Origin of the sequence: Gordonia sihwensis (genome assembly GCF_029632925.1) — a bacterium.
Lineage (GTDB): Bacteria > Actinomycetota > Actinomycetes > Mycobacteriales > Mycobacteriaceae > Gordonia > Gordonia sihwensis.
Window position 1 is genome coordinate 1 of record NZ_CP121248.1, and the last position, 13,774, is coordinate 13,774.

Below are 13,774 nucleotides of genomic sequence, written 5' to 3' on the forward strand. Positions count from 1 at the left end.
ATGACCACATTCGCCGATCTCGGTGTGCCCGCCCCCATCGCCGACGCGCTCGCCGCCGAAGGCAAGGCCGAGGCGTTCCCCATCCAGGAGCGCACGCTCCCCGACACTCTCGCCGGCCGCGACGTCCTCGGCCGCGGCAAGACCGGCTCCGGTAAGACTCTCGCCTTCTCCGTGCCGCTGGTGACCCGCCTGGCCGGAGCCGGCGTGCGCCGCAAGCCCGGCCGCCCGACCGGACTGGTGCTGTCGCCGACCCGCGAACTCGCGACACAGATCGCCACCGCGATGGAGCCGCTGGCCTCGGCCGTGGGCCTGCGTGTCACCACCGTGTTCGGCGGTGTGAAGCAGACCCGCCAGGAGTCGGCGATGCGCGCGGGCGCCGACATCGTCGTCGCCTGCCCTGGACGTCTCGAGGACCTGATGCGACAGCGCATCGTCAGTCTCGACGACGTCCAGATCACGGTGCTCGACGAGGCCGATCACATGGCCGACCTCGGCTTCCTTCCGGTGGTGACCCGCATCCTGGCCGCCACCCCCGCGGGCGGCCAGCGGATGCTGTTCTCCGCGACGCTCGACAACGGCGTCGACAAGCTGGTGAAGCGATTCCTCTCCACGCCGGTGACGCATTCGCTGGAGGACGCGACCTCGCCGGTGGCGCAGATGACCCATCACGTGTTCCGCGTCGGCTCGGCCGCCGACAAGACCGAGTTGGTTCGCGAGCTCGCCTCCGGTACCGGACGGCGCATCCTGTTCACCCGCACCAAGCACCAGGCCAAGAAGCTGGCCAAGAAGCTGACCGCCGAAGGCGTGCCCGCCGTCGATCTGCACGGCAACCTGTCGCAGGCGCAGCGCGACCGCAACCTCGCCTCGTTCGCCGCACCGGACGGCTCCAAGGTCCTCGTCGCGACCGATGTCGCGGCGCGCGGCGTTCACGTCGACGGTGTGGAACTCGTCGTCCACGTGGATCCGCCGGCCGAGCACAAGGCGTACCTGCACCGTTCGGGCCGCACCGCGCGTGCGGGCTCGGCGGGCGACGTGGTCACCATCTGCCTGCCCGAGCAGTGGGGCGATCTCCGCAAGCTGCTGCAGAAGGCCGCGATCAAGGTTCCCGGCCAGCAGGTGACGGCGAAGTCGGATGTCGTCGACGAACTCGTGGGTGAGCGTGCGCCGTACCGCGAGGCGCCGCCGGTGGCGCCGCAGCAGTCGCAGCGGCAGGGCGGCGGCCAGGGGCGTCGCCGGTCGGGTCAGGGCTCCGGTTCCGCATCCGGCGGCGGTGCTCGTCGCGGCGGTTCGGGACGGGGTGCTTCGGGGCGGGGTGCTTCGGCTCGCGGCGGTTCGGGACGTCCGCGTTCCGGCAGCGCGGGCCACGGCGAGACGCAGCCGTCGCGTCCGGCCGCCAAGGCGGTCCACACGTCCTCGACGCCCAAGTCCGATGCGGGTTCGGCGGCCCCGCGCCGTCGTCGCCGCGCCAGTCGCCCGGCGGGTGCCCCGCGCGGCTGACGGTTCGCTTCGGGCCCGGCCGAGGCTATCGGCTCAGGGCCTGATCGACGAAGGTCGCGACCCGGCCGCACAGCATCGGGCCGTGGCCGGGCATCACGATCACCGCGTCGAGGTCGCGCAGCGCCGCGACGGATTCCTCGTTCGCGGGGACGTCGTGGGTGAAGACGTGGTCGAGGCACTGCGGTCCGCGGCGTTTGGTGGTGGGGTGAGCGCTGATCAGCGCGTCGCCCGAGATCAGCACCTCGCCGTCGCCCGCGAGGAAGGCGCTGTGCCCGCGGGTGTGCCCGTGGGTCGGCACCGCGGTCGGCGAGCCCGGTAGCAGCGAGAGGTCGCCGAGCGGCTGAGCGTCGCCGATGCCGGACTTGTCGAGGGCGCCCAGGCGCACCACGCCCTGCAGCCAGCCGAGGACCCGCGGACGATAGGCGATCGGAGCGATGGTCGACGCGTCCGCCTGCTCGAGGAACTCACGACGCGCATGCGGCACCTCCGCAGGGTCGGCGTAGACCGGGAACGATCGCGTCCGGCCGATCCGCGCCAGCCCGCCCAGATGATCGATGTGCGCGTGGGTCAGCAGGGCCGCATGAACCTCCGACAGGTCGCTGCCCACCCGGCGCAGCGACTCGGCCACCGCGTCGGCGTGACCGGGATACCCGCCGTCCACCAGCGTGACGCCCTCATCGGACTGAAGGATCACCCAGTTCACATACTTCGTGTGCACCAGGTGCGTCTTGGCCGAACCGTGGTCGATGGTGGTGATGTCGAGGTCTGCCATGCGATCAGCTCTTCTTCACGACGAGAACGAACGGCCCGATCTCCGTCACGGTGAACGCCGGATCGTCGAAGGCCGCGGGGTTGAAGGTGACGGTATACCGCTTGACGTTCGGATCGTTGGGATAGACGTCCTCTGCGAGTCGCAGCGTGTATCCGTCCGGGCTGTAGCGGAACAGGAAGACGTTCGGCGGCCGCCACGGGCTGGTGCGGAGGTTGTCCTTCATCTCCTGCGGCGTCGACGCCTGTGACCACTTCTCGATCGTCGCCGCACGCTCGGTGAACTCCGCCAGCGGGTTCGCGTAATGCGAGGTCAACCCCTGGAATCCCCAGTACGGGTAGAGCGAGAGGAAACCGAAGTCGGCCGTCAGCACCACGTTGTCGGTGGCCGGCCGGCCCGTCTGGGCACGGATGGTCTCGTCGATCTTCGGGTAGTACGACTCGGCGCCGGGAGCGTGCTGATCGGCGCGCACGCCGCGGCCGTCGGTGTCGGTGTACGCGGTGGTGATCTCCACCGACAGCACCGACGGAATCTGCTGGGCGACGGCCAGCGCGGCGGCCGCTGCCACCACTCCGATCACGGTCCGGATGTCGCCGAATCGGGCGATCGCCGCCCGGCTGAGCCATACCACGCCGAACGCGCCGGCCGCGGCGAGGACGGCGGTGCTGACCGGCTCGAGGCGGAACGACAGCAGGGTGGTTCCCTTGGCCGTGAGGGCCAGCGACAGCAGCGTCAGTCCGACGACGCCGACGAGGGTGCACGCCATGCTCATCGCGATGGTGCGCCGGCGGCACTGCATCAGGATCCAGACGAAGCCGATCAGGCACAGCAGGCCGAGCAGGCTCACATGGAACATGGGCAGCGCGAGAATCGAACCGGACTCCGGCAGGTAGTGCTCGGCGCTGCCGCTCACCGCGACGTCGGTCCTGAACCGCTCGACGAGGTACGGCCCCCACACGATGAGCGCGATGGCGCCGGCGAGCACCCCCATCACGACGAGCCGGATGAGAACCGCGACTATGCGGGGCCGTCGCTCCGCGGAGATCGTCTCGCGCGGCACCGTCTTGTTGCGCGGCAGCAGCCAGGCCTGCACCAGATAGACCAGCGCCATCAGCACCGCGGTGCCGGCGAAGAGCGCGGTGAACAGGGTGTACACAGTGGCGGAGAGGCCGATGAAGACGCCGCCCGCGATCACCGCGAGCCAACTCGTCTGCGACAGCGGCGTGGGACCGCCGGCCAGTCTCGACCGGCCGCGCAGCGCGTACGCGCAGACCACGAGCATCGGGATGCCGACCAGGATGAGGGTGGCGGAATAGGGTTCGGGCGACGCGAACTGCAGGGTCACCAGGGTCACGGCGATCGAGACGGCGGTTCCGGCCGTCACGCCGACCATCCGGTTCCACAAGGCCGCGCCGAGTGCGGCGGCCACCGCGACCGACAGGATGGCCCACGGCTTGTAGGCCTCCCAGCCGGCCAACCCCAGGGTGTTCGCGTACCGGCCGCCGAGCCAGAACCAGGTCGCCGGATAGTACGGCGGCAGATCCGCGTAGGTCATGTCCGCCAGATGCGGGCTCGACGTCAGGCGCGTCAGATACTCGGTGCGGAACTGCTGATCGACGGACAGGCCGAAGAGATACAGCTTGGTGGCGCCGAGCGGCATGCCCAGCGTCACCGTCACCAGCCCGGCGGACGCGAACGCCGACAACAGCGAGGCCAGGATCCGCGAGCCGTAGCGCGACCACACCACGGCGACCACGGCGAGCAGCAGACAGGCCGTCTGCCCGAGCGTGGTCAGCGCCCGCGTGACATTGGAGGTGTTGAACGCAGGCCAGCCGACTGCGCCGATGATCTTGAGCCCGGCGAAGGCGATGACCGCCGCACCGAGGACCGCGCCGCCGAGTTCGACGACGTCACGGGTACGACCGGAGAGCCGGGGCCGGTCGGCAGCGGAGGTCTCCACCGGCCGTCAGATGGGGAGCTTGCGGAACACCGGGCGCGGGATGTGCCGCAACACCATCATGATGAAGCGGAACGGGCCGGGCACCCAGATGACGTCCTTGCCCTTGTCGACCGCGGCGACGGCCATCCGTGCCACGTCTTCCTTGTTCACCGTCAGCGGGGCCTCGGCGACGTGCGCGGACAGGCGGGTACGGACCTGGCCTGGGCGGATGACCAGCACCCGGATGCCCTCGGGACGCAGCGCGTCGCCCAGCCCGAGGTAGAAGCCGTCGAGGCCGGCCTTGGTGGAGCCGTAGACGAAGTTGGAGCGGCGGACGCGCTCGCCGGCCACCGAACTCATCGCGATGATCTGACCGTGGCCCTGCTCGCGCATCTTCTCGCCCAGCAGGACGCCCACCGAGACGGCGGCCGTGTAGTTGATCTCGGCCTCGAGGACCGCGAGCTTCTGGTCCTGCCAGGCCTGCTCGTCGTCGCCCTGGATTCCGAACGCGACGATGGCGACGTCGATGTCGCCGCCCTCGAAGGCCTTGTCGATCACCTCGCGGTGGGTGTCGGTGGCGAGCGCGTCGAAGTCGATCTGCTCCACCGACGACGCGCCGGCGGCGGTCATCTGCTCGGCCGCAGCGGCGGCCGCCGGGTCGTTCGGGACGGTGGCGAGCACCACGCGCATCGGACCCCGGGTGAGGAACTCCGAAGCGATGGCCAGACCGATCTCGGAGCTGCCGCCGAGGATCAGGATGGACTGCGGAACGCCGACGGCGTTGAACATGGGTGTCTGCTTTCTCACGTGCGGTCGGTGTAGGGCTCGTCGAGCCGGTTCGGACTCAGCCGGCTCGGGTCAGACCAGTTCCAGTCTGCGGCCCATGTCGGACATGAAGACGTGGTTCGGGTCGACGCGGCGCCGGGTGGCGATCCACTTGTCGATCTCGGGGTACATGGCGTGGAAGGTCTCCGCGCTCGTCCGCGAGTCCTTCGCGGTGTAGAGGCGTCCGCCGATGGACATCACGCGACGGTCGAGTTCGGTGACGAACTCGTGCAGGCCGCGCTTGATCGGGAAGTCGACGCAGATGTTCCAGCCCGGCATCGGGAAGCTCAGCGGCGCTTGGTTGCCCTCGCCGAACAGCTTGAAGACGTTGAGGAAGCTGACATGGCCAGACGCCTGGATGTCGTAGATGATGCCCTTGAACTCCTCGACGGCCTCGGGCGGAACGATGAACTGGTACTGCAGGAAACCCTTCGATCCGTACGCGCGGTTCCAGTTCCCGAACAGGTCGAGCGGGTGGTAGAACTGCGTCAGATTCTGGATCTTGCCCTGGTAGTTGCCGCCCATCCGGTAGTAGGCCTCGCCGACCAGTGAGAAGTTCAGCTTGTTGGCCAGCCCGTTCGGGAAGATGTCCGGGAAGTTCACCAGCGTGGGCGCGTCGAACTTCAGCGGGTCCTTCGCGAGCTTGTCGGGCAACTGGTCGAGCCGCGCGAGGCTCCCGCGCGAGAAGGTGCCTCGGCCCAGACGCGGAGGCTTGCTGATCGCGTCGAACCAGCCCGAGGAGTACGTGTAGTTCTCCTCCGACCCGTCCATGTGCAGGGCGATGGTCTCGTCGAGGCTGTTGGTGACGCTGCCGTCGGCGATGAAGTACGCGGTCTCGGTGCGCGTCATCTGGATCTTGGCGCGCAGGATGATGCCGGTGAGGCCGATGCCGCCGATCGTCGCCCAGAAGATGGAGGCGTCGGGGTCGTCGGAGGTGCCGCCCGGGGTCAGCGTCAGGATCTCGCCCGACGCGGTGAGCAGCGAGATCTCGACCACGTGGTTGCCGAAGCTGCCGGCGCTGTGGTGGTTCTTGCCGTGGATGTCGCAGCCGATGGCGCCGCCGATCGTCACCTGGCGCGTGCCCGGCAGCACCGGAACCCACAGGCCGTGGGGCAGCGCGATGCGCATGAGGGTGTCCAGGTCGACGCCGGCGTCGAGATCGATGATCCCGGTCTCGTCGTCGATCTCGTGGATCCTGGTCAGCTGGGTCATGTCGATCGTCAGACCGCCTGAGTTCTGGGCGTTCTCGCCGTACGACCGGCCGAGGCCGCGGGCGATGACGCCGCGGCGAAGGTAGCTGGGCTTGTCTGCGTTGTCGTCGGCCACGCGTGCCACCGCTTCGGCGATGAGCTCCGGGTACGGAGTCGACAGGACATGGCCTTCTGTCGGCATGGTCCGGCCCCACCCCATGAGCTTGCGGGTCTCGATCGGGAGTACAGCTGTGTTCGTCATCGGAGTAGAGACTACTCGTCGGTCAGCTGGTCCGGGATCCTTGAGTCGGCGCTGTGTCGGGCGGCACTGCGTATCGAGGTCGGGCTGTGGCCGCCGCGGACTGTGGTGATCGCCGGCGTCGACTACATTCTGTTCTCGAGACGTGTGACAGGAACCAGGGAGGTGGCGGGCATGATCGTCGTCGGATACTCGTCCGGCTCGTTCGGGCGAACCTGCCTGGAGCACGGCATCGATGAGGCGCGCCGCCGCGGGACCGATCTCCTGGTGATCAACGCGGTCTCCGAGGCACGCGGCCAGCGTTACGCCGAGGCCGACGAGATCGTGCAGATTCAGGAGCGGCTGTCGTCGTCGGGGGTGAAGTTCCGTATCACGCAGCCGATCGGCACCACCCCGGCCGAGGAACTCCTCAACGCGATGGACGATCCCGAGGCGGAACTGCTCATCATCGGCATGCGGCGACGCACCCAGGTCGGCAAGCTGCTGCTGGGCAGTACCTCGCAATACCTGCTCGTCGAATGCCGCAAGCCCGTCCTCGTGGTGAAACCCGAACCCTGAGCCGCGCGCCTCCGCGCCGTTCGACGACAGAACCCCCGTCCGGGACGGGGGTTCTGTCGTCGAATGGAGTGTCTACTGTGCGCCGGGCGTCAGCGCAGAATCCGCGCGACGAACGGCGTCGAGTCCTTCATCGAGGCCAGGACGGTGCCCGAGTGATCCTGGGTCGGGTAGACGTGCAGTTCCACGGGCTGCCCGGCCGAGACCATCTGCGCGTACAGCGACAGCGCCGACGGAGCCGGGACGTCCATGTCCTTGAGCCCCTGGCCGAGGAAGATCGGACGGTCGTAGCCGCGATACGGGGTGCTCATGTAGTCCACCAGCGCGCCCTGCACGCCTGGGATGGAGGTGACGGGCTTGCGGAACCAGTCGCGGATCTTCGCTCCCTCGACCACCGAACGCATCTCCGGGTAGCAGCGGGTGCGTGCCTCGTTCACCACTCGACGCCCCTCGGGAGTGAGGATCGACAGCGGCTTGAGGTCGGGCCGGGCGTCGGAGAAACCGGCCCAGATGTAGGCGGCGTAGACGTTCAGACCGGTGGGCAACGCGACCGGAGGGAAGCCGGGACCGGCCTGCCAGACGATGTGCTCGATGTTGGCGGGGGTGCCGGTGGCGACCACGCCGCGGTAGTCCAGGCCCGATCCGCGCGAGTACTCGGTCGCACGGCGGGCGCCGTTGAGCGCCGCGCTCGCGCCCTGCGACTGTCCGACGATCGCCCACGTCTTCGACAGCGGCAGGCCGGAGTGCGATGCGGCCTTCACCGAGTCGACGATCGAGTGGGCCTGCACCTTGCTGCTCAGGTAGTTCATCAGGCCCGGAGTGCCGAGGCCCGCGTAGTCGGTCGCGACGATCGCGTAGCCCTGGTTCAGCCAGTGGTTCAGGTACTCCTGGTCGCGATCGCTTCGTGGCTGGGCCGACGGGGTGCAGTCGTCGCCGAGCCCGGTGGTCCCGTGCGCCCAGGCGATCACCTTGTAGCCGCCCTTCGGTGCCGGGCGCTTCGGGAGGAAGACGGCGCCGGTGCTGACCGCGGGGGCACCGTGGACGTCGGTGGTCGCGTAGAGGATGCGATAGGCGCTCGACGCGCCGGTCAGGTCGACCGACCCGGCGAGCGGCGTCTTCTGGATCAGTGTGCCGGGTGCGCCGATCGGGCCGTTGTAGCCCCGGGCGTCGAGACCCGACCAGACCGGTGCGCCGGTGGCGGCGTCGTCGGCGCGAGCGGCCGGAGCGGTGGCGAAGAGGCCGGCGGCCGCAGTCGCCGCCACGGTGAGGGCGACCACCGATCGCTTGAAACGGAGGAGGGAGGGACTGCTCATAGTGGACGACCCTAAGCCAACCGCCTCACAATCCGGTAGCCGGACGGCTCGATTGCGGGACCGCGTTCTCAGCTTTCGCTCATATCGACCTCGGTCGGCCACGGGCTAGGCTGGCACGGTGTCAGATACGTCGCCCGTGAACGAGGATCCTGCGAAGCCCGGACATCATCCGGAGCACGAGGACTTCCACACCCGTCACGCACCGATGCCGATCGAGCTGCCGCTCGACGACGAAGAGGCGTCGACCGATGTCGACATCAAGACCCAGATCATCCGGTTCATCGCGACCGGAGCGCTCTCGGCGGTCTTCGACTTCAGCCTCACCTTCCTGCTCCAGGAGGTGTTCGGTGCGCCGTTCTGGCTGGCCAAAGCGGCGGGCTTCATTCTCGGCACCACGATCGCCTATCTGATCAACCGCCGGTGGACCTTCCGAGCCGAGCCGAGCACCGCGCGGTTCATCGCCGTCGTCCTGCTCTACGCGGTGACCTTCTTCGTCAACATCGGTCTCTACAACTGGCTGATGCACGCCTGGGGGACGGGCTTCCTCCTCATCGTCCTGGCTTTCTGCATCGCGCAAGGTGTCGCGACCGTCATCAACTTCGTCGTCCAGCGCGCGGTGATCTTCAAGATCCGCTGACGTCCGAGAAGCGTTATGCCGTATTCCGTTACCCGAATCGGGTAACGGAATACGGCATAAGCGTTGAGACGATCAGGCGAACTGGACGGTCGCGGTGCAGCGGCCGAAGACGCGCTTCCCGTTGACGCTGGCGCCGAAGACGATCAGGGCGCGACGGGTCTCGGGGTCGAGCGACTTGACCTTCGCGGTGTATTCGACGACCGCCGGTTCGTGAGCCGGGACGTAGACCGGGCTGGTGAACCGTGCGCTCATGTCGCGGAAGGCCGCGGGGTCGCCCACCTGCGAGGTGAGGTAGCCGGCGGCGGTTCCGAGGGTCAACATCGCCTGCGCGACCACGGTGTCGAGCCCGGCGGCCTGCGCCACCTTCGCGCTGTGATGGATCGGGTTCGGATCGCCGGATACGCCGATGTAGTTGATGACGTCGCCGCGGGTGAAGCGCTGCGCGCGGACCGGCAGGTCCATGCCCTCGGTCAGCGAGTCGAACGGAATCGTCGTCCAACGCACATCCGACTCGGGCGGGATCGCCGCCGGTTCGGCCGGGCTGAGCGGCTGCACGTGCCGGTCGCCACCGGTGAACATGATGCCGTCGACGATCTCCTCGAAGTCGTCGGGAAGACGGTCGGCGTCCTCGCCGGGACCGGCCAGCGACGTCCACGACTCCTGCAGCACGCCCTTGTCGATGTCTCGGACCAGGGTCTTGACAGTGAACAGGTCGGCTCCCGCCACAGTGCGGTACGACTCGAGGGAGACGTCGCAGTACAGCCGGTCGCCGGCCTCGATCGGCCGGTGGAAGGCGAACCGCTGGTCGATCTGCAGGACGCCCGACTTCAGCAGGTCGCCGGGGACGGCCTTCTCCAGGAGCTGGGCCTGCGCCTTGGCACCCATGATGGCGACGATCGTCAGGGGTGCGACGAGCGCGGCGTGCCCGCCTTCGCGGGCCTTGGCGTCGTCCCAGTGAAGCGGGTTGTCGTCGTGCAGGGCGCGGGCGAATTCGCGGATCTTCTCGCGACCCACCTCGTAGTAGTCGGCTGTCGTGAAGACCTTTCCGATCGCCTGATCGATGGCCTCAGCGCGAGTCAGTTCACGGCTGGTCATTCGAATAAGGTACCTGACGTGCGAGGGAGCAGAAAAATGCCGGGTTCGGGGCCGGTCGGCGCCCGGTGGGGCCGTCGCACGACTGCGATCACCCGTTGACTTTCGCGATCACCGACTCGCCGAAGCGCTCCAGATTCGCGATCTTGGTCTCCAGCGGCTCGGTGTCGCGGCCCATGATGTAGGGCAGCCGGAACCCGACGATCACGTCCGTGACGCCCTTGTCCTCGAGGCGGCGGCACCCGTCGACGGTGTACGCATCCAGGGAGATCACGTGGATCTCGAACGGATCGTTCTCCTTGCCCTCGGCCTTGCGGATCGCGCCGAGCTTGTCGATCAGAGCGTCGAGTTCCTCGGGGGCGCCGCCGCCGTGCATCCAGCCGTCGCCGCGGATCACGGCTCGCTTCAGTGCGGCGTCGGCGTGCCCGCCGACCAGGAGCGGAATCGGCTCGGAGGGTGTCGGACTCATCTTGATCTCGGGAATGTCGTAGAACTCACCGTGGAACTCGAAGTACCCGGGAGTCGTCAGGCCGCGGATGATGTCCATGCATTCGTCCATGCGCTTGCCGCGGCGGGCGTAGTCGACGCCCATCAGGTCGTAGTCCTCGCGCCAGGGGCTGGTTCCGACGCCCAGGGCGAGCCGGTTGCCGGTCAGGCAGGCCACCGACGCGGCCTGCTTGGCGACGAGTGCCGGCGGTCGGACGGGCAGTTTGAGCACGAAGGGCAGGAAGCGCAGGGTGCTGGTGACGGCGCCGAGGGCGGCGGCCTGGATGAAGGTCTCGATGAAGTCCTTGTCTTCGAGGAACTCCCGCCTGCCGTCCGGGGTGTAGGGGTACACCGAGTCCGATTCCTTGGGGTAGGCGAGGGAGTCGGGGATCGTCATGCCCGCGAACCCGGATCGCTCGGCCGCCTGCGCCAGCGCCGGATAGTAGGTGTAGTCGGTCATCGCTTCGGCAAAGGTGAATCGCATGGACCCCAGACTAGAACACGTTCTAGTGCGGGACGAGGTTTCCGGATCTCCGGCGACCGGGTCCGCCCATCCGCCTCCGCACGTGGCTCAGGGGCGGCCGAACCGCTCCGCGCGACCGAGGCGGCGCAGCCGCATCCACTCGCGGAACCCCGCCGGATCGCGCTGCTGCACGAGGAAGTACCACGCGAATCGCGCATACTCCTGCGGAAGCAGCTTCCGCATGCCGGGCTGGCTCATCAGATAACCGCGATTGCGGTAGGTGAAGAACCGCTTCACCTCGTTGTCGGGGTACTGCGTGTGCATCCGGCCTCCGAGGATCGGCCGGAACTCGTCGCTGCCGTCGGGGTGCAGATAGGCGGTGGTCAGACAGGTGCCGAAGCCGATCCCCGAACGTGCCAGGCGTCGATGCATCTCCACCTCGTCGCCGCGGAAGAACAGCCGGAGGTCGGGGACGCCGATCGCGTCGAGGGTGTCCGCGGAGAACAGCGCACCGTTCATCAGTGACGCGATGCCCGGCAGCAGATCGTCGTGACCGGGTGTCTCGGTATCGGTGAAGAGTTCCGACCGCTTGCGCCGCCACACCAGACCGCGGCGCAGCGGGAAGGCGAGGTCGTCGGGCGCGTCGATGTTCACCACCACGGGGGAGACCTGGCCGAGGCGGTGGCGGCGAGCGCAGTCCAGCAGTGTCGAGAGCACCTCCGGGCCCTCCGGCCGGCCGTCGTCGTCGGCGCACCAGACCCAGTCGGCGCCCAGCGCCAGCGCGTGCAGCATGCCGAGGGCGAAGCCGCCGGCACCGCCGAGGTTGTGCCGCGAGGGCAGGTAGGTGGTCGGCACGGGCTGGCTCGCCACGAGCTCGCCGACCTCGGGCTCGGCGGCGTTGTCGACGACGATCAGGTGGTCGAGCGGCCGGTCCTGCGCCGCCAGCACCTTCAGGGATTCGGCGAGCAGTTCGCGGCGCTTATGGGTGACGACGACGCCGACGACCATCTCGGCGGTCGGCGCACTCACGCCGAACCCGGGGTGCCGGAGGCGCCGTCGCGCTCGTCGGCGAGTTCGTCGAGCACTTTGCGCACGTGCTGCGCGGCGTCGGGACCCTCGTAGGCGCCGACGACCTCTTCGATGCCGCCGTCCATCCGGATCTGACCGTGGTCGATCCACAGTGCGCGGTCGCAGAGCTGAGCGAGGAACTCGTTGGAATGGCTGGCGAAGACCAGGATTCCCGAACGCTCCACCAGGGCCTGCAGCCGGACGCGGGCCTTCTTCATGAACTCCGCGTCCACCGCGCCAATCCCCTCGTCGAGGATGAGGATCTCCGGATCGATGCTGGTGACCACGCCCAGCGCCAGACGCACGCGCATGCCCGTGGAGTAGGTGCGCAGGGGCATCTCGAGGTAGTCGCCGAGCTCGGAGAACTCCGCGATCTCGTCGGTCTTCTTCAGCATCTCCTTGCGGCTCATCCCCAGGAACATGCCGCGGATGATGATGTTCTCGTACCCGGAGATCTCCGGATCCATGCCGACGCCGAGGTCGAAGACGGGCGCCACGCGGCCGGTGACGCGGCACGATCCGCGGGTCGGCTCGTAGATACCCGAGAGCAGACGCAGCAGTGTCGACTTTCCCGCGCCGTTGTGGCCGACGAGGCCGACGCGATCGCCGTGCTGCAGGTGCAGGTTGATGTCGCGCAGGGCCTCGACCACGACGGTCTTGGAATTGTTGGCGCCGATCACGCCGCCGGCGGCGCCGATCACCGCCTTCTTGAGGGAGCGCGTCTTGGCGTCGAAGATGGGGAAGTCGACGCAGGCGTCCCAGGTGTCGACGCGGATGTCGGTGTTGGCTGTCACAGGTCCTCCTAGACCCAGTACGCCACGCGGGCGCGGTAGTTGCGCATCACGAACATCGCTGCCGTCCAGCCGACGGCTGTGCAACCGATCACGATCAGCCAGTGGTACAGCGCGACGTGCTGGCCGAGCAGCGGGCCGCGCGCGATCTCCAGGTAGTGGTACATCGGGTTCAGCTCCACCAGCTTCAGCCGGCTCGACTCGTCGGCGCCGGTGCTGCTGAGCGACTGCGCCGACCAGATGATCGGCGTCATGAAGAAGACGAGCCGGACGGCGGTGGTCAGCAGCTGGCCGATGTCGCGGAACCGGGTCGACATGATGCCGAAGACGATCGTCGTCCAGACGGCGTTCAGCGCGTACAGCAGCAGCGCCGGGAAGACGAGCAGGACCGTCCAGCCCAGGGGCTGCGGGAACACCGCGAGCAGGATCAGATAGATCACGATGTTGTGGGCGAAGATGATGAGGCTGCGCCACACCACCCGGTACACGTGCACGCTGGTGGGCGCGGGGAGCTGTTTGATCAGTCCTTCATTGGTGGAGAAGACCACCGAGCCGTCGAGGATCGAGGTCTCGATGAAGCCCCAGAAGATGAAGCCGAGGGTCACGTACGGCAGGAAGACCTTGATGTCCTGGTGGAACAGCTCGCCGTAGAGGATTCCCATCGCGACGGCGGTGACGCCGGTGGCGACCGTGATCCACAGCGGACCGAGCACCGAGCGCTTGTAGCGCTGCTTGATGTCGGTCCAGCCGAGGTGCAACCACAGCTCGGAGTTGCGGAACCCGTCGACGAGGTCCTTGAAGCCACGACCGAACGTCTTCGAGTCGGAGGCCTGGGGCGCGGGCGGGATTCCGCCGTCATTGACTACGGCTGACACAAGGCCACAGCATAC

13 protein-coding genes are annotated in these 13,774 nt (G+C 68.2%); 3 read left to right on the forward strand and 10 right to left on the reverse strand.

What is annotated here, in order from left to right; translation table 11 throughout:
* A complete protein-coding gene (locus P5P27_RS00005; RefSeq protein ID WP_006897106.1) occupies positions 1–1,497 on the forward strand; it encodes a DEAD/DEAH box helicase in 1,497 nt (498 codons plus the stop codon).
* 25 nt (positions 1,498–1,522) lie between these two features.
* Here the strand turns inward: P5P27_RS00005 and P5P27_RS00010 are convergent, their stop codons facing one another.
* The 4 genes from P5P27_RS00010 to dprE1 all read right to left on the reverse strand — a co-directional run bounded on the left by P5P27_RS00010 (position 1,523) and on the right by dprE1 (position 6,482).
* Positions 1,523–2,269 carry an MBL fold metallo-hydrolase gene (locus P5P27_RS00010; protein ID WP_006897105.1) on the reverse strand — a complete coding sequence of 249 codons (747 nt, stop codon included), beginning with the start codon at positions 2,267–2,269 and terminating at the stop codon, positions 1,523–1,525.
* 4 nt (positions 2,270–2,273) lie between these two features.
* Positions 2,274–4,226, reverse strand: a complete 1,953-nt coding sequence (locus P5P27_RS00015; RefSeq protein WP_006897104.1) for an arabinofuranosyltransferase — start codon at positions 4,224–4,226, stop codon at positions 2,274–2,276.
* Between the two features lie 6 nt (positions 4,227–4,232).
* Positions 4,233–4,994 carry a decaprenylphospho-beta-D-erythro-pentofuranosid-2-ulose 2-reductase gene (dprE2, locus tag P5P27_RS00020; protein WP_006897103.1) on the reverse strand — a complete coding sequence of 254 codons (762 nt, stop codon included), beginning with the start codon at positions 4,992–4,994 and terminating at the stop codon, positions 4,233–4,235.
* 69 nt (positions 4,995–5,063) lie between these two features.
* The gene (dprE1, locus tag P5P27_RS00025; protein WP_006897102.1) at positions 5,064–6,482 is read right to left on the reverse strand and encodes a decaprenylphosphoryl-beta-D-ribose oxidase; all 1,419 of its coding nucleotides are present in this window, start codon (positions 6,480–6,482) and stop codon (positions 5,064–5,066) included.
* A gap of 171 nt (positions 6,483–6,653) precedes the next feature.
* On the opposite strand from dprE1, the gene P5P27_RS00030 reads away from it, so the two are divergent.
* Positions 6,654–7,037, forward strand: coding sequence for a universal stress protein (locus P5P27_RS00030; RefSeq protein WP_039867714.1), 384 nt, complete (start codon positions 6,654–6,656; stop codon positions 7,035–7,037).
* Between the two features lie 89 nt (positions 7,038–7,126).
* On the opposite strand, the gene P5P27_RS00035 is transcribed toward P5P27_RS00030, so the two are convergent.
* Positions 7,127–8,347 carry an alpha/beta hydrolase family protein gene (locus tag P5P27_RS00035; RefSeq protein WP_006897100.1) on the reverse strand — a complete coding sequence of 407 codons (1,221 nt, stop codon included), beginning with the start codon at positions 8,345–8,347 and terminating at the stop codon, positions 7,127–7,129.
* A gap of 136 nt (positions 8,348–8,483) precedes the next feature.
* Between P5P27_RS00035 and P5P27_RS00040 the strand changes: the two genes are divergently transcribed.
* Positions 8,484–8,984, forward strand: a complete 501-nt coding sequence (locus tag P5P27_RS00040; RefSeq protein ID WP_006897099.1) for a GtrA family protein — start codon at positions 8,484–8,486, stop codon at positions 8,982–8,984.
* A 72-nt stretch (positions 8,985–9,056) separates the two neighbouring features.
* Here P5P27_RS00040 and P5P27_RS00045 read toward each other — a convergent pair whose 3' ends face one another.
* The 5 genes from P5P27_RS00045 to wzm all read right to left on the reverse strand — a co-directional run bounded on the left by P5P27_RS00045 (position 9,057) and on the right by wzm (position 13,759).
* Positions 9,057–10,079, reverse strand: a complete 1,023-nt coding sequence (locus P5P27_RS00045) for a fused (3R)-hydroxyacyl-ACP dehydratase subunits HadA/HadB (RefSeq protein ID WP_006897098.1) — start codon at positions 10,077–10,079, stop codon at positions 9,057–9,059.
* An 88-nt stretch (positions 10,080–10,167) separates the two neighbouring features.
* Positions 10,168–11,046: a TIGR03619 family F420-dependent LLM class oxidoreductase gene (locus tag P5P27_RS00050; RefSeq protein ID WP_006897097.1), complete on the reverse strand. Its 879-nt coding sequence runs from the start codon at positions 11,044–11,046 to the stop codon at positions 10,168–10,170.
* Between the two features lie 87 nt (positions 11,047–11,133).
* A complete protein-coding gene (gene glfT1 / locus P5P27_RS00055; protein ID WP_062367982.1) occupies positions 11,134–12,033 on the reverse strand; it encodes a galactofuranosyltransferase GlfT1 in 900 nt (299 codons plus the stop codon).
* Between the two features lie 17 nt (positions 12,034–12,050).
* Positions 12,051–12,887 carry a galactan export ABC transporter ATP-binding subunit Wzt/RfbE gene (wzt, locus tag P5P27_RS00060; RefSeq protein ID WP_006897095.1) on the reverse strand — a complete coding sequence of 279 codons (837 nt, stop codon included), beginning with the start codon at positions 12,885–12,887 and terminating at the stop codon, positions 12,051–12,053.
* An 8-nt stretch (positions 12,888–12,895) separates the two neighbouring features.
* Positions 12,896–13,759: a galactan export ABC transporter permease subunit Wzm/RfbD gene (gene wzm / locus P5P27_RS00065; protein ID WP_006897094.1), complete on the reverse strand. Its 864-nt coding sequence runs from the start codon at positions 13,757–13,759 to the stop codon at positions 12,896–12,898.
* Positions 13,760–13,774 lie beyond the last annotated feature (15 nt).

Excerpts from the sequence above, each read along its gene's own strand:
- P5P27_RS00050 (WP_006897097.1), bottom strand. The coding sequence starts at position 11,046 with ATGCGATTCACCTTTGCCGAAGCGATGACCGACTACACCTACTATCCG.
- glfT1 (WP_062367982.1), bottom strand. The coding sequence starts at position 12,033 with ATGGTCGTCGGCGTCGTCGTCACCCATAAGCGCCGCGAACTGCTCGCC.
- P5P27_RS00035 (WP_006897100.1), bottom strand. The coding sequence starts at position 8,347 with ATGAGCAGTCCCTCCCTCCTCCGTTTCAAGCGATCGGTGGTCGCCCTC.
- P5P27_RS00030 (WP_039867714.1), top strand. The coding sequence starts at position 6,654 with ATGATCGTCGTCGGATACTCGTCCGGCTCGTTCGGGCGAACCTGCCTG.
- dprE2 (WP_006897103.1), bottom strand. The coding sequence starts at position 4,994 with ATGTTCAACGCCGTCGGCGTTCCGCAGTCCATCCTGATCCTCGGCGGC.
- P5P27_RS00045 (WP_006897098.1), bottom strand. The coding sequence starts at position 10,079 with ATGACCAGCCGTGAACTGACTCGCGCTGAGGCCATCGATCAGGCGATC.
- P5P27_RS00010 (WP_006897105.1), bottom strand. The coding sequence starts at position 2,269 with ATGGCAGACCTCGACATCACCACCATCGACCACGGTTCGGCCAAGACG.
- P5P27_RS00005 (WP_006897106.1), top strand. The coding sequence starts at position 1 with ATGACCACATTCGCCGATCTCGGTGTGCCCGCCCCCATCGCCGACGCG.
- dprE1 (WP_006897102.1), bottom strand. The coding sequence starts at position 6,482 with ATGACGAACACAGCTGTACTCCCGATCGAGACCCGCAAGCTCATGGGG.